The following is an 18904-nucleotide window of genomic DNA, read 5'->3' on the forward strand; positions in this document are numbered from 1 at the left end:
ACGTCCATCCAGCCCATCTCCATCCCCCGCATCATGCCTATCGCGACCACCGGCTTGACCGGCGGTGATAGCGGCTGCGTATGACAGATATACATCGGTGACTTCGCGTCGCAGTGAAATTTCAGCCTGTCCTTGGATTTCGCCATCAAAGACAGGACATTGTCACGGCGCGCCTTACATGATCACTTCCCGACACGGCCGCAGGCGGAGCAGGACATATGACGGAACTGATCGATACCCCGATCGTCGAACTGGATATCGGCGGCAAGACCCGCCGCTTCGACATCGACGACCCGAAACTTCCGGATTGGGTGGAGGACGAGGCGCTGGCATCCGGCGGCTATCCCTACGACAAGAAGCTCAAGCGGGAGCACTACAAGAAGGAACTCGAGGCGCTGCAGATCGAGCTCGTCAAGGCGCAGCTGTCGATCAATGCCAGCGGCAAGCGGGTGATGGCGGTATTCGAGGGCCGTGACGCCGCCGGCAAGGGTGGCACGATCTTCACCATCCGCTCGTTCCTCAACCCGCGCTCGGCGCATGTGGTGGCGCTGACCAAGCCTACCGAGACGGAAGCCGGCCAATGGTATTTTCAGCGTTACGTCTCGCACTTCCCGACCAAGGGCGAGATCGTGCTGTTCGACCGGTCCTGGTACAACCGCGCGGGCGTCGAGCCGATCATGGGGTTTGCCACGCCGGAGCAGCATCAGCATTTCCTGAAAGTCGCGCCGACGTTCGAGGACCTGCTGGTGGAGGACGGCATCCACTTCTTCAAATTCTGGCTGAACATCGGGAGGGAGATGCAGCTGAAGCGTTTCCACGATCGTCGCCATGATCCGCTGAAGATCTGGAAGCTGTCGCCGATGGACGTGGCGGCGCTTACCAAGTGGAAGGACTACAGCGAGAAGCGCGACCTGATGCTGGAAAAGACCCACAGCGAGAAGGCGCCGTGGACCGTGGTGCGCGCCAACGACAAGCGCCGCGCCCGGCTGAACATCATCCGCCACATCCTCACCTCGATCGACTACGAGGGGAAGGACAAGGACGCCATCGGCGAGATCGACGACAAGATCCTCGGCTTTGGCCCCGACGCATTCAAGTAGCCGGCGGGTGCAGGCCTACCGGGCCTACTGGCCCGGCAGGACGCGCACGGAATAAATCAGGATCGGCTGGCTGCTGCCCAGAATGTCGCTGTTGACGAAGATGCGGCCGGGCTGGGTCGGCGCCAGCGTCCGATCGAAGGTGACCCGGAACAGCGTATCTGAACGCTCCTGCGTCGCCATCACCCGATGCCGGCTGCAGTCGCCCAGCGACGCGAAATCGCAGCGGACGGCAAGCTGTACCGCATTATCGCCGACCGCCTGCAGCGTGATGGCGATGGTCGAGGTCTTGCCGGCCATCTGCTGCAGGATCTCGACCGGCACGGGGATCGCCACGTCGCCGCTGGATCCGGTGGCCCGCGAGGTCAGCTGCAGCGCCGAACCGTCGGCGACCGGGACCGTCTCGACGCTGGCTTCGGCACCCGCCACGGCATTGGCGGCACCGCCGGGGCGATAGACGTTCAGCCATTCGGAGGAGAAACCCTGCCGCGGATCGAGCACCGTGCTTGGCGCGCCGGGGAAATCCTCCTCCTGTACCTGGGCAGGCGGATTGGGAACGCTAGTGTCGCGCTCGGCAGGGCTCAGGAACAACCCGCTGGTATAGGCCCACCAGCCGCCCATCGCCAGGAAGGCGAAAAAGGTCAGGTAGATGAACAGCCGCGAGATCAGCCCGCGGCGGCGTCGGCGGCGGTGTTCTCCGGGAATCCCCGGTGCCGTATCGGCGACCACCTGCTTCGGCTGCGGCACGGGCTTGCGACGGCGAAACAGCGAGCGCTTTTCGGGCTTCGCCCGGGCGGCCGGGACAACCGGCGCCAGCCGGTCGGTCGAAGGCTCCGCCCGCATCGCACCAAGCTCGCCCAGTCCATCGCCCGGCTGCGGCACCATTCCAGGCGCACGATCAGCGGGAGTGTCCACAGCCCCGCCGAGATAGCCCGCGGAAGCCGCAGAGACGGATCCGGCACCGGCACTCTCGCGGCTCTGGCCGCCCAGCGCCGGCCCTGATGTTGCAGTTGCCCCGCGCTGCGCGGGGGCGTTGGCCGATGATACAGCGGGAGGCTGCGGCGCGACGGCTTGCGGCGGCTCGATCGGCGCACGGACTGCCTGCGGGTCAGGCGCTGGCGTGACGGGGGGCGTGGCCACAGGCGCCGCCGAAGCGATGGCGGCCTGGCGGCGCTCCTCGAACTCGATCTCGCGGATGTTTTCCTCAAGCCTTCGACGCTGCGCCTCGATCACCTCGGGATCGGTGATCTCCTGCTTGCGCAATCCCGCCTCGAGGGCCTGGCGCGCCGATTGGTAGATACGCGCGCGGACGTTCGCGTCACCGCGGTCGGAGCGCGCAAGCGCGTTCCTGATTGCCGTTTCCAAACCGCTCACGAAGCATCCTTCTTCACTGTCGCTGCGTCCACAGCCATTGCCTTGGGTAACCTCTGTCTCGATCAACTGCAAGCATCGGCCGATGCCGTCTTTCCAGCGAGAAGCGGCGCGATGATGGCGGCTCGATCCAAGCTTTGCCGCCAGAGCGGCAGCACGCATGTGAAAGAGATTGCATCAAGGCGAAAACCGCACTTGAAATCCTGTCTCATACGCTGTATCTGCCGCCTCACATCGCAAGCCACAGTGCTTCGCGGGCCGCTTTAGCTCAGTTGGTAGAGCACGTCATTCGTAATGACGGGGTCAGGTGTTCGAGTCACCTAAGCGGCACCATTTCCCTTCCTCCTCATCACTCTGATCCGAAGAGCGGCCACCGTCGCAGAACACGCGCGCCCCTTGGCGGCAGCCAGTCGATTCCCCATTTTCCGTGCGACAGCCTGGCGGGGGACGATGATGACGGGAGAACACGGCGACTTCGGCGCAGGCTTCGAGCCGTCGCTCGACCGTATCCCGGCCGGCTATAGCGAGGGCGACTTCGACGGCCGCCGGTGGAAAGCCACGGTGAAGCGGTCCGCCGATGGCCGGCGCCTGGCTGTTTGCCGAGGAGATGGCCGGTCGCGACATCGTCAGCTTCAATTTCTACAGGCTCTCGCCGCAGAAGACGGCTCTGAAGCCGTGCGAAATGTCGACGTCGAAGGTCATGGCGTTCGTGCTCGGCTATCAGCCGGACGAGGCGTTCCTGCCAGTACGGGCGGACGACTGAAGCCAACCGCCCGCCAAGAGTGTTGTCGGATCAGGGCTGGCCGCTGCCGCCGGCTGCGCCGTAGACCTGGCCCGTCGCGTAGCTGGCGTCCGATGCTGCCAGCTGAACATAGATAGACGCGAGTTCCGCCGGCTGCCCGGGTCGACCCATCGGCGTGTCGCTGCCGAAGCTCGTCAGCTTCTCCTGCGTCGCGCCGCCGCTCACCTGCAGCGGCGTCCAGATCGGGCCCGGCGCCACGCCGTTGACGCGGATGCCCTTTGGCGCCAGCTGCTTGGCCATCGACTTGGTGAAGCTCATCATGCCGGCCTTGGTCATCGCGTAGTCGACGAGGTTGGCGGACGGGTCATAAGCCTGTTCCGACGTCGTCTGGATGATCGCCGAGCCCGGCTGCAGGTGCGGCAGCGCCGCCTTGGTCAGCCAGAACATGCCGTAGAGATTGGTCTTCATCGTTGCGTCGAAATCCTCCGTCGAGATCTCGTCGAGCGACTGGCGCTGCTGCTGGCGGCTGGCATTGTTGACGAGAATGTCGAGGCCACCCAGCTTTTCCACGGCTTCCGAGACAATGCGCCTGCAGGTTTCCTCGCTGCGAATATCGCCCGGAATGGCGACCGCCTTGCGGCCGGCCTTCTGGATCAGGTCGACGACTTCGCGGGCGTCCGGCTCCTCGTCCGGCAGGTAATTGATGGCCACGTCGGCGCCTTCGCGGGCATAGGCAATGGCGGCTGCGCGGCCCATGCCCGAATCGCCGCCGGTGATCAGCGCCTTGCGGCCCATCAGCCGGCCGGATCCTTCGTAGCTGGTCTCGCCGTGATCGGGCCGCGGGTCCATCTTTGAGGCAAGGCCCGGGAACGGCTGGGTCTGCGACGGGAACGGCGGCTTCGGGTACTTGGTCAGTGGGTTGTCCATCTTGGTCGCGGTCCCTTGCGTCTGTGCGGTTGCGGTGGCCGTCGTCGTGCCGGCAGCGAGGAGAATGCCGGTACCGCCCATCACAGCGCGGCGGGTGATTCCGTTGTCGTTCGGCTTGTCCATTGGATACCTTGCAGGTGGTTCGATTGAACGGGGTGGGTTGAAACCGGCCTAACCGGAGGCGGTGCCGATCGTTCCAGGCGCGCGCCGTACTCCCACCTACGGCAAACCGGAACCGCCTTCGTGAGCAGGCGTTGCAGTCATGCAGGTGCGCATGAGCGACCCGCTGCAGTGAAGGAGATGTCCGATGCACACCAACGACAACAATTCGAAGCCGGAACAGCGCCGGCCGGACGACGTGAATCCTGTCGCCGGCGACAACGGATGGTCCGACGCGGAATCTATGGCGCCACCTCTGGTTCAGCCGGCCGGCGAAAAGGACGAAAGCGAACGGCCGATCGTCGATCCGGTCACCGGCGCGCCTCTCTGATCAGCCTCTTCCGGCGCCCTCAACCCGGGATCGACCGGCGCCACAAATTCTTTCGTCGCGGCCCTTGAACCTCAAGTGGCTAGAGGTCCTAGGATCGTCTGCAGATGATCCGAGGTGAGACGATGAGCGACGAACTGGCCACGAAAACCCGCTACCGCGTCGGCGGCATGGACTGCGCGTCCTGCGCGATGAAGATCGAGACCGCACTGACCCGGCTTCCCGGCGTCAGCCAGGCCGACGTGTCGGTGACTGCCGGAACGCTGTCGGTCCATCATGAACCGTCGCTCAGTCTTCTGTCCGTCGAGCGGCAGGTCAAGGCGCTCGGCTTCACGATCCAGCCGCTAAGCACCACGGGCAAGTCTGCAGAGGTGCCGGAGGAACAGGCCGGAGCAGGCGCGCATCACCATGATCATGATCATGGGCACGATCATGGGCATGACTACGGACACGGGCACGACCATGGCGCGATCATTGACGGCCCCTGGTGGAAGACGACCAAGGCGCAGTTGACCATCGCCTGCGCCGCAGCGCTTGCCCTCGCCTACCTGGTTGGCCGGATGATTCCGGAGGTCGAACGCCTCGCCTATCTTGCGGCCCTTGCCATCGGCCTCGTGCCGGTCGCCCGCCGTGCCATTTCCGCCGCCTTCGCCGGCACCCCGTTCTCGATCGAGATGCTGATGAGCATCGCCGCCGTCGGCGCGGTGTTCATCGGCGCGGTGGAGGAAGCGGCAACCGTAGTGCTGCTCTTCCTCGTCGGCGAGATGCTCGAGGGCGTCGCCGCAGGCCGGGCAAGGCAGAGCATCCGCGGCCTGACCGACCTGGTACCGAAGACGGCGCTGGTGGAGGAGAATGGCACGACCGTCGAGCGGCCGGCGACAACGCTGGCCGTCGGAACGGTGATCGTCGTTCGTCCCGGCGACCGGATCGCCGCCGATGGCACGATCGTCGACGGCGAGAGCGCCATCGACGAGGCACCGGTCACTGGTGAAAGCCTGCCGAAGCGCAAGGTTCCGGGCGACAGCGTGTTCGCCGGCACGATCAACACGGATGCCGTGCTGCGGATCCGCGTGACGGCGGCAGCGCAGGACAACACCATCGCCCGCGTCGTCAAGCTCGTCGAGGAGGCGCAGGAGAGCAAGGCGCCGACCGAACGCTTCATCGACCGCTTTTCGCGCTCGTACACGCCCTTCGTGCTGGTGGTCGGCCTGCTGGTGGCGACACTTCCGCCGCTGCTGTTCAGCGAGCCCTGGCTTGAATGGATCTACAAGGGGCTGGCAGTGCTTCTCATCGGCTGCCCCTGCGCGCTGGTCATATCGACTCCGGCCGCGATCGCCGCCGGCCTGTCGGCCGGAGCCCGCCGCGGGCTGCTGATCAAAGGCGGCGCCATTCTCGAAAGCCTGCGCCGGGTGACGACGGTTGCCGTCGACAAGACGGGCACGCTGACGCTCGGCCGGCCGGTGGTCACCGATATCGTCGCCCTCGCCCGCAACGAGCGTCAGATCCTGTCGCTGGCGGCGGCGCTGGAAAGCGGCTCCTCGCATCCGCTGGCGCTGGCAATCTTAGACCGGGCGAAGGCCGACAAGGCACCCGTTCCGCCGGCCTTCGAGGCAAAGGCACTCGCCGGCAAGGGCGTCTCCGGCAATGTCGGCGGTGAAACAGTATTGCTTCTGTCGCCGCGTGCAGCCGCCGGGGTCGACGGACTGTCACTGGAGATCGAGGCGCGCATCGCGGCGTTGAACGACGAGGGAAAGACTGTCTCGGTGCTGCTGGCCGGCGGGAAGCTTGCCGGGCTGATCGCCATGCGCGACGAGCCGCGTCCGGATTCCGCGATTGCCCTCAAGAGACTTGCCGAGCGCGGCATCGCGACCGTGATGCTGACCGGCGACAACCAGCGCACCGCAGCCGCCATCGCCGGCCGGCTGGGCATTGAGGCGCGCGCCGACCTGCTGCCGCAGGACAAGCAGACGATCGTCCGTGAATTGCAGGCACAGGGTGCCTTGGTCGCCAAGGTCGGCGACGGCATCAACGACGCGCCGGCGCTGGCGGCGGCCGATATCGGCATCGCCATGGGTGGCGGCACGGACGTGGCGCTGGAAACGGCGGATGCGGCAAGCCTGCACGGGCGGATGGCGGACATCCCCGACATGATCGACCTGTCGAAGAGCGTCATGGGCAACATCCGCCAGAACATCACCATCGCGCTCGGCCTGAAGGTGGTGCTGCTGGTGACGACGATCCTCGGCGTGACGGGCTTGTGGCCGGCGATCCTCGCCGATACCGGTGCGACGGTGCTGGTGACGGCGAACGCCATGCGGTTGCTGCGCTGGCAGGCCGGCACCGCCTGAAGCGGGTGCCGGTCGGGGCATGGGCTCAACCGGCAACGCCGACCGCTCCGGGACGCACCATTCCAGAGCGGTTGCCACGGATGCGGCGGACTTCCTTAGCGAAAGATTCAGGGATGTCCGCCACACTCGCGTCGATTGCAGTCGCCAGCCGCAGATCGTGGGGACAGACGGCCGACAGAGGGATCAGACCATGCCGACCACCTATCACGGCGCCATCCGTGAGTTCATCACTGAGAACTTTCTCTACCGCGCCGACATGAGCGTGGAAGACGGCCAGTCGCTGCTCGACAGCGGCGTGATGGATTCGACCGGCGTTCTGGAGCTCATCTCCTTCCTGGAAACGACCTACGGCATCTCGGTCGCGGACAACGAAATCATCCCCGACAATCTCGACAGCATCGACCGGGTCTCGGCCTATCTCGGCTCCAAGCTCAAGGCGGCCTGAAGCCGGAACGGGAGGTGGCGATGCGCATCGAGCCCTATCTCGCAAGGCAGACGGAACGGCACCCGGAGAAGACGGCGCTTGTCGTCGGTGCCGCCCGCATCAGCTATGGGGAACTCGACCGTATTTCCGGCTCCCTTGCCGCCGGCCTCATGCTGCACGGCGTCAAGCCCGGTGACCGCGTGCTCTTGCTGCTCGACAACGGTTGGGAAGCCGCCGCGTCATTCCTCGCGGTCTGGCGCATCGGTGCGGTTGCCTGTCCGCTTCATCCGTCGCTGAAGGCGGAAAAGCTCGGCCACATCATCGGCCATACCGGGGCCGCCGCGATCATCGCGCCTCTGCGCGCCGCTCACCTCATCGAGACGGCGAAGATCGCCGCCGGTTCGTCGCTGCTGTCGATCCTCGTGCATGGCAATACGCCGCCCACGGACGGTGCGCTGTCATTCGAGGCATTGGTCGCCGGCAACTGGCAGGCGCCCCACGCGCATCCTGGAAGCGACGAGGATCTTGCGCTGATCATTCACACCTCGGGGTCGATGGGCAGAGCGAAGGGCGTGATGCTCACCCATGCCAACCTCGATGCCGCCTGCTCGGCCATCGTCGGCTATCTCGGCAATACCGAGGATGACGTTGTCCTGAGCGTGCTGCCGCTGTCTTTCGGCTACGGCATCACCCAGATGGTGACGATGCTGATGGTCGGCGGTACGCTGGTGCTGGAGCGCAGCTTCGCCTTCCCGCGGGCCATCCTCAACCGTCTTGCGGAGGTCGGGGCGACCGGCCTGCCGGTGGTTCCGGCCATGGCGACGATGATCGCCGGCATGCAGGATCTCGCGCCCGGCTTCCTGCCGCGACTGCGCTACCTGACCAATGCTGCGGCGGCCATGCCACCCTCGACGACGGCGGCGCTGCGCCGGCTCCTGCCGGCGACCGACATCCACCTGATGTACGGGCAGACCGAATGCATCCGCACCGCCTGTCTGGCGCCCGCGGAGGTCGACCGCCGACCGCTCTCGGTCGGCCAGGCGATCCCTGGCACACGGGTAGAGATCGTCGGCGATGACGGCCTTGCCGTCGCGCCGGGCGAGGTCGGCGAGCTGATCGTCGAAGGGCCGCACGTGATGGTCGGCTACTGGAACGACCCCGCGGCCACCGCCCTGGCGCTCGACGTACGGGACGGACGGCGCCGGCTGCGCACCGGCGACCTGTTCCGCAGCGATGCCGAGGGGTTCCTCTATTTCGTCGCCCGACGCGACGACATCATCAAGACACGCGGTGAGAAGGTCAGCCCGCAGGAGGTGGAGCATGTACTCTACAGCCTGCCGGGCGTTCTGGAAGCTGCCGTCGAAGGCGTTGCCGATCCCGTGTTCGGACAGGTGGTGAAAGCGCATGTGGTGATGGCGCCGGACGTTCTCCTGACCGAGAGGGACGTGGTGCGCCACTGCGCCCAATACCTTGAAGACTTCATGATACCGAAGCTCGTGGAATTCCACGAAGCGCTGCCGAAGACGACGACCGGCAAGATCCGGCTGTCTCTCACACACCCATCCCTGGATGACAAAGGAAACGTGGCATGATGCAGACGCTGAACGCCGTGCAACAGCCGCGGCCATTTTCCCCTGATGCCCTGAAGCTGGACGCCGAGGCCGAGATCGAGCGGATCTGCGCCTTTATCCGCGAGGCGGTGCTGAAGGACCTGCGCAAGCGCGGTGCGACGCTCGGGCTGTCGGGCGGCATCGATTCGAGCGTCACGGCAGCGCTTTGCGCGCGGGCCCTGGGTGACCGGAAAGTGGTCGGCATCTTCATGCCGGAACACGACTCCGATCCAGAAAGCCTGCGTCTCGGGCAGGCGCTTGCCGCAGCGATCGGCGTCGAGACGGTGCTCGAAGACATTGGTCCGAGCCTTGCCGCCGCCGGCTGCTACACGCGGCGCGACGGGTTCATCCGCCAGGTGGTCCCGGAGTTCGGCGAAGGCTGGGGCTGCAAGGTCGTGCTGGAGGATGCACTTGCCGGTCGCGGCTACAACATCTCGTGGCTAGTGGTTGCCAACCCGGCCGGCGAACAGAGCCGGCACCGCATGCCGCTCGACGTCTATCTCGGCATGATTGCCGCCGCCAACATGAAACAGCGGACCCGCAAGCAGATCGAGTACTACCATGCCGACCGGCTGAACTTTGCTGTCGCCGGCACGCCGAACCGGCTGGAATACGACCAGGGCTTCTTCGTCAAGAACGGTGACGGCGCAGCCGATTTCAAGCCAATCGCGCATCTCTACAAGAGCCAGGTCTATCAGCTTGCCGAGGCGCTGGGCGTGCCGGAGGACATCCGTCGCCGGCCGCCGACCACGGATACCTGGTCGCTGCCGCAGGGGCAGGACGAGTACTACTTCTCGCTGCCCTTCGCGTTGATGGACCTGTGCCTCTACGGTCTGGAAAACGGCATCGCCAGCGAGGCGGTGGCCGAGGCCGCCGGTCTGACGGCAGATCAGGTGGATGCGGTCTGGCGCAACATCGCATCGAAACGCAAGGTGGCAGAGTATCTGCACGCCCAGCCGCTGACGATGATCTGAGACGTCTGCTTGTCGGCGGAGGCTGGATATCAGTCGCGCAGACTGTCGCCGATCAGCGGCATCCAGCTTTCGCCAGCCAGCCCGCTGACGAGCGCGTCGCCGGAGCGGATCGCCGTGAGCAGCGTCTGGTCCCTGGCATGAGCGAGGAAAAATGTTCGCGACAGGAACAACGTCCGGCGGCTCATCAGGGCGTTGGTGAGCCAGGGCTGTGCCGCACCTCGCATGCCGCAGCAACCGACCTTGTAGGCATCGGTCAGCAGGTCGTCGACGAGGTCGCCGGCCTGTGCCGGAGCCGTAAGCGACTGCAGAAGCCAGCCGAAATCGTCGGGCCGGTGGAAGTAGGCGTAGGCTGCGAGCGGCCGGCCATCGCGGCCGAGCGCCACCCGGTAGCGCGGCTCGCCAAAGTTGCGCTTGACGGACGCCAGGCTCGAAAACCAGTCGAGCGACATCGGATCCCAATCAGGACGCATGGAATAAAGCGGTGCCAGCGCCAGCACCGCCGCGTCGAAATCGGGCCTCGACACCGTTGCGAAGGTCGCCCGCCTGGGCGACGGATCGAGAACCGGTCGGAACGGATCGCCGCCGAAGTGCCTGGCTGACGCGTCGCCGAGCCGCGCCAGCGGCATCAGCGCTTTTACGATGGGCAGCCGACGCTTGACCAGTGCCGTGCCACCGCTCACCGGACGCAGCAGGCGCAGCCAGTTGAGACTGTACTGCGTGTCGAACGGTATGCCGAGCTTCTGCCACATGCGCATCGCAGTCGCATTGGCGGTCTCGGTCAGTGAAAGGTCCTGCGGACCAGAGAGGAAGCTGCGGATGAGCCGTGCACCAGCAAGTGGATGCCGGGCCGGGTCCTCGACGGTCAGCGATCCGGCAAAGGCTGCCCGAAGGCGGCGCCCCTCATGCACAAGCGGCGCCATCGTGACGCCGATAAAGCCGCGCACGGCGCCGGTTTCGTCGGCAAAGACCTGCGAACGGATCTCGGGATCATACCAGGGATTGTCGAAATAGATCTGCCGCAGCACAGCTGTCAGGTGCGGGTTGGGTTCGTCGGAAGGTCTTGCACCCTTCCGGAAGGCGCGAAGGAACAGCCGCGCGACGTCCGGGATGTCCGCCGGCTCGAAGGCGCGCACCGTCGCCCCCGCGCCGCGGACCGTTTCCGTCATCGTCGTCTCGCCAAGAGCAGCCATGGTCGGCGAGAGTGCCAGCCGTCCCTGAAGATAGCCTTAATTCAACGCAGAGAGGCCCCCGAAGGGGCCTCGCCGGAAGTCTTAGGGATCGAGCCGGATTACATCCAATAGGGCGGAACGCCGTAATAGTCGTAGATCGTCCGGTCGTTGTTGCGATGCCAGCTGTCGTCTTCCAGATCGGCATAGCGCGGGGCGCCGGTGATCTGGTCCTTGGTCAGGTCGATACGATAGCCGTCAAGCTGTTCGTCGTAGGTCAGCTTCGACCAAGGCAGCGGATAGTAGTCGTCGCCGATGCCAAGGAAACCGCCAAAGCTCAGTACGGCGTAGGCGACCTTGCCGCCACGCTTTTCGAGCATGACGCGGGCGACCGAGCCGATGCGCTTGCCGTCTGCACCATAGACGCTGGTGCCTTCGACCTTGTCGCTGGCGATCAGCGAATAGTTGTCCTTGACGTAAGGATCCTGGCCGGCTCTCGGTTCTTGATGCAACATGACGCACCTCCTTTGGTTGGTACTGGCTGAAAAACGCGGCGGTCCGCGTATTGGTTCCAGAAACCTGCCGGTGGGCAGCCGCGCAGCCCGATTGACGCTTACGTCAAAGTTATTTAGCCTTGCCAAAATTCCGTTGTATGCTGACGGAGATCGACGGCTGTGCCTGGGAGTGGAGGCCTGGACACTGCCGATGAACGGAGGAGCTGCCGCCATGAACCAAGTCCCCCATACGCCTCTCAACCCGACGGCAGGCAAAGTCTGGCTCGCTTCGTATCCGCCGATCGTGCCGGCCGAGCTGCCGCCGCTGGCGCATCGTTCGCTCGGCCACCTGTTCGACGAGAGCTGCCAGCGTTTCGCCAACCGCACGGCGTTCTCCAGCATGGGCAAGGCGATGACCTTCCGGCAGCTTGATGAGGAAAGCCGGCGGATCGGGGCCTGGCTGCAGGCCCAGGGCCTGTCGAAGGGCGACCGGGTCGCGGTGATGATGCCGAACATCCTGCAGAACCCGGTGGTGGTCTACGGCATTCTTCGGGCAGGCTTCGTCGTCGTCAACGTCAACCCGCTCTACACGCCGCGCGAGCTGGAGCACCAGTTGAATGATTCCGGGGCGAAGACGATCTTCGTGCTGGAGAACTTTGCCCATACCGTGGCTCAGGTGCTGCCGCGCACATCGCTGAAGCACGTCGTCGTCACGGCGATGGGAGACATGCTCGGGCTCAAGGGGCATGTGGTGAACCTGGTGGTGCGGCGGGTGAAGAAGCTGGTTCCGGCCTGGTCGATCCCGTCTGCCGTAAGCTTCAAGTCGGTGCTTGCCGCCGGCGCGCGCAGCGAGTTCAAGCCGGCCGACTGCGGCCTCGACGATGTCGCCTTCCTGCAATACACCGGCGGCACGACCGGTATCTCCAAGGGCGCCATGCTGACGCACCGCAATCTGCTGTCCAACAAGGACCAGATGGCCTACTGGCTGGAGAGCGCCTTCCTCAGGCGCGAACGTCCGGAGGTGCTGACCTTCCTCTGCGCATTGCCGCTCTACCACATCTTCGCGCTGACCGTGAATTCGCTGATGGGCATGGCGATCGGTGCGCACAACGTGCTGATTGCCAATCCGCGCGACCTGCCGGCGCTGGTCAAGGAGATGGACCAGCACAAGATCCACATCTTCCCGGGTCTCAACACGCTGTTCAATGCGCTGATGAACACCGAGGAGTTCAAGAAGATCAACCATTCGTCGCTGCTGATGGTGTTTGGCGGCGGCATGGCCGTACAGCGTCCGGTGGCCGAGCGGTGGTACAAGATGACCGGCTGCCCGATCACCGAGGGATACGGCCTGTCGGAAACCGCGCCTGTGGCGACGGTCAACCGCATCGACATCCCGGAATTCACCGGCACCATCGGCTTGCCGGTTTCTTCCACCGACGTCACCATCCGCGATGAGGACGACAACGTGCTGGTGTTCGGTGAAGTGGGCGAAATCTGCATCCGCGGACCGCAGGTGATGGCCGGCTACTGGAACCGTGCGGACGAAACCGCCAAGGCGATGACGCTGGATGGCTATTTCCGCTCCGGCGACATGGGCTTCATGGACGAGCGCGGCTACATCAAGATCGTCGACCGCAAGAAGGACATGATCCTCGTCTCCGGCTTCAACGTCTATCCGAACGAGGTCGAGGAAGTCGCCGCGTCGCATCCGGGCGTGCTGGAATGCGCCGCAGTCGGCATTCCCGACGAGCATTCCGGAGAGGCGGTCAAGCTGTTCGTGGTCAAGAAGGACCCGGCGCTGACGGAAGCCGACCTGCGCGCTCACTGCGCCGAGAACCTCACCAACTACAAGCGGCCGAGATACATCGAATTCCGCACCGAGTTGCCGAAATCCAACGTCGGCAAGATCCTGCGGCGCGAACTGCGGCCGAAGTGACGTTTCCGACATGTCATCATGAATGTGCCGCGCCAAGGATGGACGACCATCTGCGGGATCGCTAAAGCTTAGCCTGAAGCCGGGATGTTGCCGGCGTTCCATGGCCATGCGGAGCCCGTTTTGATCAGAGTTGAGCCTTTCCCGCGTCGTCCGGTTGCCGTGCTCGCCATGCTTGCCGTGCTGTCCGGCTGTGCCAGCCGGGCTGAAGGCGTGCTGATCCCGACGACGATCGAGGCCAAGGGCACGTCGAAGGTGGATGTGCTGGTGGCAACGACGCGCAAGTCGTCGAGCGTGCCGGGCGTGCTGTTTTCCGGCGAGCGCGGCAAGGAACCGGAGATGACGGAGATCGCCGTCTCCATTCCTCCGGAGAGCAAACGCAAGGTCGGCCAGGTTCAGTGGCCGTCGCGGCTGCCGGCTGATCCGTCAAAGGATTTTGCAACCGTTGCCATCAGCCAGCTGGACGCGAACGAAAGCCGGCAGTGGCTGAGGGCGCATCTGCCGAAGAGCCGGCGGGTGCTCGTCTTCGTTCACGGCTTCAACAATCGCTACGAGGATGCCGTCTACCGGTTCGCGCAGATCGTCCACGATTCGCGCGCCGATGTCGCGCCGGTGCTGTTCACATGGCCGTCGCGCGGCAGCATCTTCGCCTACAATTACGACAAGGAAAGCACGAACTATTCGCGCGACGCGCTGGAAACGATGCTGCGGCGGATCGCCGACGACAAGGGCGTCGGCGAAGTCACGGTGATGGCGCATTCGATGGGATCGTGGCTGACGGTGGAAGCCTTGCGGCAGATGGCGATCCGCGACGGGCGCGTTTCGCCAAAGATCCAGAACGTCATTCTCGCCTCGCCCGACCTCGACGTCGACGTGTTTGGCCGGCAGTTGGAGGAGCTTGGCGCAAAACGGCCGAAGTTCACGCTGTTCGTGTCGCGCGACGACCGGGCGCTGCAGCTGTCGAAGCGCATCTCCGGCAATGTCGACAGGCTCGGGCAGATCGATCCGGCGCAGGAGCCCTACCGATCCGAACTCGAACGTGCGGGCATCACGGTTCTCGACCTGACCGCGCTACAGGGCGGCGACCCTCTCAATCACGGCAAGTTCGCCGAAAGCCCCGAAGTCGTGAAGCTGCTCGGCAACCGGCTGATCGCCGGCCAGACGGTGACGGATTCGCCCATCGGCCTCGGCGAAAGCATCGGCGCGCTGGCGGTCGGCACGGCGCAGACGGTGGGCAGCGCCGCAAGCGTCGCCGTGTCGGCGCCGATCGCGGTGTTCGATCCCAATACCCGGCGCAGCTACAACGACCAGGTCGACCGCTTTGGGCAAAGCCTCGGCGGGACGATCCAGACCGCCGTCGGCCAGTAAACGGTTAGCGTAACAGGTCCGGACGCGGGCTTTAAAAGCCGTCGACGCGCTTGATTTGGCACTGAAAGCGAATAGGTTCCCCTCAGCGAAGAATGAGCGTGAGGAGCCACCATGCAGGCGATCGTCGACAAGCTGAAGACCACCGCAGCCGAGACCCGGGCGACCGATATCCGGGCTGCCTTTTCCGCCGATGCCGCACGCTTCGACCGCTTCAGCGCGCGCGTCGACGACCTGCTGATGGACTATTCCAAATGCGCGGTGAACGACGACATCCTCGCGTTGCTGGAGACGCTGTTTGCCGAGTGCGGCGTCGCTGAGAAGCGCGAGGAGATGTTCTCCGGCAAGGCGATCAACTTCACCGAAAACCGGGCTGTGCTGCACACGGCGCTGCGCAACCGCTCCAACACGCCGGTGATGGTCGACGGCCGCGACGTCATGCCTGACGTCAACGCCGTACTGTCGGCCATGGGCGCCTTCGCCGACGGTATCCGCTCGGGTACGCTGAAGGGCGCCACCGGCAAGGCGATTACCGACGTCGTGAACATCGGCATCGGCGGTTCGGACCTCGGACCGGTGATGGCGACGCTCGCCCTTGCACCCTATCATGACGGCCCGCGGGCGCATTTCGTCTCCAATATCGATGGCGCCCACATCGCCGACACGCTGAAGCTGTTGAACGCCGAAACGACGCTGTTCATCGTCGCCTCGAAGACCTTCACCACCATCGAAACGATGACCAATGCGGCGACGGCGCGTGCCTTCATCGCCGATGCGTTGGGCGAGGCTGCCGTCGGCCACCACTTCGCCGCCGTCTCGACGGCGCTCGACAAGGTCGCCGCCTTCGGCATCGCCAGCGAACGCGTGTTCGGCTTCTGGGACTGGGTCGGCGGGCGCTACTCCATCTGGTCGGCGATCGGCCTGCCGCTGATGATCGCCATCGGGCCGGACAACTTCGGCAAGTTTCTCGACGGCGCGCATGCCATGGACCGGCATTTCCGCGAGGCACCAGTGCGCGAAAACCTGCCGGCGCTGCTCGGCCTGATCGGCTACTATCACCGCAACGTGCTGGATTATCCGTCGCGTGCAATCCTGCCCTACGACCAGCGGCTGTCGCGCTTCCCGGCCTATCTGCAGCAGCTGGACATGGAATCGAACGGCAAGGGCGTCACCATCGACGGTTCGCCGGTCGAAGGAAACTCCGGTCCGGTGGTCTGGGGCGAGCCCGGCACCAATGGCCAGCACGCCTTCTACCAGCTGATCCACCAGGGCACGAGCATCATCCCGGCGGAATTCATGATCGCCAGGCAGGGGTTCGAGCCGGAACTGCGCCACCAGCACGAGCTGCTGATCGCCAATTGCCTGGCCCAGTCGGCGGCGTTGATGAAAGGCCGGACCCTCGATGAGGCCAAGGGACAGTTGCTGAAGGGCGGCATGGACGAGGCCAAGGCGGATCACATCGCGCCGCATCGCGTGTTCACCGGCAACCGTCCGTCGATCACCTTCGTCTACGACAAGCTGACGCCGTTCGCGCTTGGCCGACTGATCGCGCTCTACGAGCACAGGGTGTTCGTCGAGGGCGTGCTGTTCCGCATCAATTCCTTTGACCAGTGGGGCGTGGAGCTCGGCAAGGAACTGGCGACCGGCCTGCTGCCCGTCGTGCAGGGCAAGGCCGGCACCGAAGGCCAGGACGGCTCGACCCAGGGCCTGGTGAAGGCGCTGATCGGCTGAGAGATATCTGGATAAGCCACATAGGTTGAGCACAGCGCCGCTAACGGCGCTGTCGTGGACTCATTGCCGATCACAGCCTCGGAAAATTCGGCAGGCAGGACGTTAGCGCGAAGCAGCATGTCGGAACGCATCGTGATCGGCTATCGAGCAACCAAGAAGCTAGGCACCGCGTTTGATGCCCCGGCCACTTTTGCCATCACCGTCCAGCGCCCAGCCTGACCAGGAGCCCGCAATGCCATCGATCGTCTTCATCCAACCGCTTATCGCGCTTATCGCGGGGATCGTCATCCTTATCATGCCGCGAATTCTGAACTATGTCGTCGCGCTCTATCTGATCTTCATCGGCATCACCGGCCTCTGGCCCAATGTGATGGATAATATTCCGCTCCCCAATTAAGCGTCGCGTCCTGCGGTGTCCTTGTCATCGACAAGGACACCCGGCCGGCCAACGGCCTCGTCAGAGCCCGATCTCGTGCGCGAACGGCGGATTGGCGCCGGCGCGCGATACGGTCACGGCGGCTGCCTTGGCGCCCAGCGCAAGCGCGTCCCTGACAGCCTGCTCGGAAAGTGCTGCGACCTTGTCCTTGGTCAGCAGGCCCTGGCGCTTCAGCGAGGCGAGGATGCCGGCATCGAAGGTATCGCCGGCGCCGACCGTATCGACCACCTCGACGCGCTCGCTCGGTACGACCACCTTGAAGCTGCCGGTATAACCCACCGCGCCCTCGGCACCGCGGGTGATGACGACAAGCTTTGCCCCCTGCCCCAGCCAGTAGTTCGCCAGCGTCTCGTGATCGCCCTCCATGCCGAACCATTCCAGGTCCTCATCGGAGAACTTGATGATGTCGGACATGGCCGCCATCCGGGCGACCCGAGCATGATGCTTTTCGCGATCCTGGATAAAGCCGGGGCGGATATTGGGATCGAACGAGATCACCCGGTTCTTGTATTCCCTCGCCATCAGCGTCTCGTAGGTTTCGCCGCAGGGTTCCGGAATGAGGCTGATCGCGCCGAAATGCATCGCCTCGATCTCGCTGCCGAGTTCCGGCAGATCGTCGCGCGACAGCATGCGCCCGGCCGTTCCCTCGTCATAGAAGGCGTAGGTTGCATGGCCGTCGACGAGCTTGACGAAAGCGATCGTGGTCGGCCGCGACGAGGTGGCGCAGAACCGGTCGTCGACATGGCTCTGCTTCAGCGTGTCGCGCAGGATATCGCCCATCATATCGTCGGAGAGGCCGGTGAAGAAGCCTGTCGGCTGGCCGAGCCGTCCGAGCGCAATCGCGGTGTTGAAGATGGCGCCGCCTGCATAGGGGGCAAAACCGTTTTCGCCACGGGTGGTTTCCCGCGGCAGCATGTCGATGAGCGCCTCACCGCAGCACAAGATCATTGGCATCCTCCACAATCCGAGACCAGCTTCTTAAATCGATTAGAACAGCCGCACGAGAAACGCCAGCGTCACGCGGTCGGCAGTTCGCCGACGCCACCGTTCTTCGCCGACCAGGCGAGCGGCGCGTCGAGGAAGCTTTCAACTTCCGACAGGGTGCGCGCGTCGAACAGCGATTGTTCCCGGGCAACTGCCAGGACCTCGCGCCAGGTTGCGATGTGGTGCAGCTTCACGCCGCCATTGGTGAACCGGGTGTGGGCTTCCGGGAAGATGCCGTAGAAGAACAGCGCCATGCCGTGATCGACCCGGCCGCCGGCTGCCCGGATGGCGTCGATGAAGGTGAACATGCTGCCGCCGGCGGTCGTCAGGTCCTCGATCACCAGCACCCTCGCGCCGTCCGGCAGATTGCCCTCGATCTGGGCGTTGCGGCCGTGGCCCTTCGGCTTCTTGCGCACATAGATCATCGGCAGGCCGAGACGATCTGCAAGCAGGGCGGCGAAGGGAATGCCCGCGGTTTCACCGCCGGCGATGCAGTCGAAGGCCTCGAAGCCGGCATCGCGGGTAATCGCCGAGGCGGCGAAGTCCATGACTGCCGAGCGGACGCGCGGATAGGACAGCAGCTTGCGGCAGTCGATATAGACCGGGCTCACCATGCCGGACGCCAGCTTGTAGGGCTGTTCGGCGTTGAAGTGGACGGCGCCGATCTCCCAGAGCATCTTGGCCATCAGCTCCGCCATCAGGGGCCGGTCCGGGTAAATCATTTGGATCATGTCGCTGCCTCCATCGTATCTGCCTCACGGCGCAATAGCAGCATCGGCGGACGGAGGCCAGAAGCGGAAGCGGAAGGCAGGCCT

17 protein-coding genes and 1 tRNA gene are annotated in these 18904 nt (G+C 64.8%); 12 read left to right on the top strand and 6 right to left on the bottom strand.

Annotated features, from left to right (window positions below; translation table 11 throughout):
* Positions 1–218 precede the first annotated feature (218 nt).
* The gene (gene ppk2 / locus AAIH46_RS11805) at positions 219–1100 is read left to right on the top strand and encodes a polyphosphate kinase 2 (protein ID WP_430306053.1); all 882 of its coding nucleotides are present in this window, start codon (positions 219–221) and stop codon (positions 1098–1100) included.
* 24 nt (positions 1101–1124) lie between these two features.
* Here the strand turns inward: ppk2 and AAIH46_RS11810 are convergent, their stop codons facing one another.
* Positions 1125–2471: a hypothetical protein gene (locus AAIH46_RS11810; protein ID WP_430306054.1), complete on the bottom strand. Its 1347-nt coding sequence runs from the start codon at positions 2469–2471 to the stop codon at positions 1125–1127.
* A gap of 254 nt (positions 2472–2725) precedes the next feature.
* On the opposite strand from AAIH46_RS11810, the gene AAIH46_RS11815 reads away from it, so the two are divergent.
* Both AAIH46_RS11815 and AAIH46_RS11820 read left to right on the top strand, forming a co-directional pair.
* Positions 2726–2801, top strand: a tRNA-Thr gene (locus AAIH46_RS11815).
* A 244-nt stretch (positions 2802–3045) separates the two neighbouring features.
* Positions 3046–3231, top strand: coding sequence for a hypothetical protein (locus AAIH46_RS11820; RefSeq protein ID WP_430306055.1), 186 nt, complete (start codon positions 3046–3048; stop codon positions 3229–3231).
* A gap of 30 nt (positions 3232–3261) precedes the next feature.
* Here AAIH46_RS11820 and AAIH46_RS11825 read toward each other — a convergent pair whose 3' ends face one another.
* Entirely contained in the window at positions 3262–4260 is a 999-nt protein-coding gene (locus AAIH46_RS11825; protein WP_430306056.1) for an SDR family oxidoreductase, read from the bottom strand.
* Positions 4261–4444: 184 nt separating this feature from the next.
* On the opposite strand from AAIH46_RS11825, the gene AAIH46_RS11830 reads away from it, so the two are divergent.
* The 5 genes from AAIH46_RS11830 to nadE all read left to right on the top strand — a co-directional run bounded on the left by AAIH46_RS11830 (position 4445) and on the right by nadE (position 9980).
* Entirely contained in the window at positions 4445–4627 is a 183-nt protein-coding gene (locus AAIH46_RS11830; RefSeq protein ID WP_430306057.1) for a hypothetical protein, read from the top strand.
* A gap of 122 nt (positions 4628–4749) precedes the next feature.
* Positions 4750–6972: a heavy metal translocating P-type ATPase gene (locus AAIH46_RS11835; RefSeq protein WP_430306058.1), complete on the top strand. Its 2223-nt coding sequence runs from the start codon at positions 4750–4752 to the stop codon at positions 6970–6972.
* Between the two features lie 190 nt (positions 6973–7162).
* Complete coding sequence (locus tag AAIH46_RS11840; protein ID WP_430306059.1) at positions 7163–7417, top strand: acyl carrier protein; 255 nt, start codon at positions 7163–7165, stop codon at positions 7415–7417.
* A gap of 20 nt (positions 7418–7437) precedes the next feature.
* Positions 7438–8988 (top strand): class I adenylate-forming enzyme family protein, encoded by a 1551-nt coding sequence (locus AAIH46_RS11845; RefSeq protein ID WP_430306060.1) that lies wholly within the window; start codon positions 7438–7440, stop codon positions 8986–8988.
* Positions 8988–9980 (top strand): NAD(+) synthase, encoded by a 993-nt coding sequence (nadE, locus tag AAIH46_RS11850; RefSeq protein WP_430306551.1) that lies wholly within the window; start codon positions 8988–8990, stop codon positions 9978–9980. Before AAIH46_RS11845 ends, nadE begins: the two co-directional genes overlap by 1 nt.
* 29 nt (positions 9981–10009) lie before the next feature.
* Here the strand turns inward: nadE and AAIH46_RS11855 are convergent, their stop codons facing one another.
* Positions 10010–11146 carry a hypothetical protein gene (locus AAIH46_RS11855; RefSeq protein ID WP_430306061.1) on the bottom strand — a complete coding sequence of 379 codons (1137 nt, stop codon included), beginning with the start codon at positions 11144–11146 and terminating at the stop codon, positions 10010–10012.
* A 122-nt stretch (positions 11147–11268) separates the two neighbouring features.
* A complete protein-coding gene (locus AAIH46_RS11860; RefSeq protein WP_430306062.1) occupies positions 11269–11661 on the bottom strand; it encodes a PRC-barrel domain-containing protein in 393 nt (130 codons plus the stop codon).
* Between the two features lie 211 nt (positions 11662–11872).
* Here AAIH46_RS11860 and AAIH46_RS11865 point away from each other — a divergent pair, with 211 nt between their 5' ends.
* The 4 genes from AAIH46_RS11865 to AAIH46_RS11880 all read left to right on the top strand — a co-directional run bounded on the left by AAIH46_RS11865 (position 11873) and on the right by AAIH46_RS11880 (position 17066).
* Positions 11873–13576 carry a long-chain fatty acid--CoA ligase gene (locus tag AAIH46_RS11865; protein ID WP_430306063.1) on the top strand — a complete coding sequence of 568 codons (1704 nt, stop codon included), beginning with the start codon at positions 11873–11875 and terminating at the stop codon, positions 13574–13576.
* 168 nt (positions 13577–13744) lie between these two features.
* A complete protein-coding gene (locus tag AAIH46_RS11870; RefSeq protein WP_430306552.1) occupies positions 13745–14941 on the top strand; it encodes an alpha/beta hydrolase in 1197 nt (398 codons plus the stop codon).
* A gap of 111 nt (positions 14942–15052) precedes the next feature.
* On the top strand, positions 15053–16669 hold the full coding sequence (gene pgi / locus AAIH46_RS11875) for a glucose-6-phosphate isomerase (RefSeq protein WP_430306064.1): 1617 nt from the start codon (positions 15053–15055) through the stop codon (positions 16667–16669).
* Between the two features lie 232 nt (positions 16670–16901).
* The gene (locus AAIH46_RS11880; RefSeq protein WP_430306065.1) at positions 16902–17066 is read left to right on the top strand and encodes a DUF3096 domain-containing protein; all 165 of its coding nucleotides are present in this window, start codon (positions 16902–16904) and stop codon (positions 17064–17066) included.
* Between the two features lie 60 nt (positions 17067–17126).
* On the opposite strand, the gene AAIH46_RS11885 is transcribed toward AAIH46_RS11880, so the two are convergent.
* Positions 17127–18053 carry a carbohydrate kinase family protein gene (locus AAIH46_RS11885; RefSeq protein WP_430306066.1) on the bottom strand — a complete coding sequence of 309 codons (927 nt, stop codon included), beginning with the start codon at positions 18051–18053 and terminating at the stop codon, positions 17127–17129.
* Positions 18054–18121: 68 nt separating this feature from the next.
* Positions 18122–18820, bottom strand: a complete 699-nt coding sequence (locus AAIH46_RS11890; RefSeq protein WP_430306067.1) for an orotate phosphoribosyltransferase — start codon at positions 18818–18820, stop codon at positions 18122–18124.
* Between the last annotated feature and the right edge of the window lie 84 nt (positions 18821–18904).

Origin of the sequence: Rhizobium sp. 0TCS1.26, assembly GCF_050455525.1 — a bacterium.
Classification (GTDB): domain Bacteria; phylum Pseudomonadota; class Alphaproteobacteria; order Rhizobiales; family Rhizobiaceae; genus Neorhizobium.

Bases quoted from the DNA above. Each gene is read 5' to 3' on its own strand.
- ppk2 (WP_430306053.1), top strand. From the start codon at position 219: ATGACGGAACTGATCGATACCCCGATCGTCGAACTGGATATCGGCGGC.
- AAIH46_RS11820 (WP_430306055.1), top strand. From the start codon at position 3,046: ATGGCCGGCGCCTGGCTGTTTGCCGAGGAGATGGCCGGTCGCGACATC.
- AAIH46_RS11825 (WP_430306056.1), bottom strand. From the start codon at position 4,260: ATGGACAAGCCGAACGACAACGGAATCACCCGCCGCGCTGTGATGGGC.
- AAIH46_RS11830 (WP_430306057.1), top strand. From the start codon at position 4,445: ATGCACACCAACGACAACAATTCGAAGCCGGAACAGCGCCGGCCGGAC.
- AAIH46_RS11835 (WP_430306058.1), top strand. From the start codon at position 4,750: ATGAGCGACGAACTGGCCACGAAAACCCGCTACCGCGTCGGCGGCATG.
- AAIH46_RS11840 (WP_430306059.1), top strand. From the start codon at position 7,163: ATGCCGACCACCTATCACGGCGCCATCCGTGAGTTCATCACTGAGAAC.
- AAIH46_RS11845 (WP_430306060.1), top strand. From the start codon at position 7,438: ATGCGCATCGAGCCCTATCTCGCAAGGCAGACGGAACGGCACCCGGAG.
- nadE (WP_430306551.1), top strand. From the start codon at position 8,988: ATGCAGACGCTGAACGCCGTGCAACAGCCGCGGCCATTTTCCCCTGAT.
- AAIH46_RS11855 (WP_430306061.1), bottom strand. From the start codon at position 11,146: ATGACGGAAACGGTCCGCGGCGCGGGGGCGACGGTGCGCGCCTTCGAG.
- AAIH46_RS11860 (WP_430306062.1), bottom strand. From the start codon at position 11,661: ATGTTGCATCAAGAACCGAGAGCCGGCCAGGATCCTTACGTCAAGGAC.
- AAIH46_RS11865 (WP_430306063.1), top strand. From the start codon at position 11,873: ATGAACCAAGTCCCCCATACGCCTCTCAACCCGACGGCAGGCAAAGTC.
- AAIH46_RS11870 (WP_430306552.1), top strand. From the start codon at position 13,745: ATGCTTGCCGTGCTGTCCGGCTGTGCCAGCCGGGCTGAAGGCGTGCTG.
- pgi (WP_430306064.1), top strand. From the start codon at position 15,053: ATGCAGGCGATCGTCGACAAGCTGAAGACCACCGCAGCCGAGACCCGG.
- AAIH46_RS11880 (WP_430306065.1), top strand. From the start codon at position 16,902: ATGCCATCGATCGTCTTCATCCAACCGCTTATCGCGCTTATCGCGGGG.
- AAIH46_RS11885 (WP_430306066.1), bottom strand. From the start codon at position 18,053: ATGATCTTGTGCTGCGGTGAGGCGCTCATCGACATGCTGCCGCGGGAA.
- AAIH46_RS11890 (WP_430306067.1), bottom strand. From the start codon at position 18,820: ATGATCCAAATGATTTACCCGGACCGGCCCCTGATGGCGGAGCTGATG.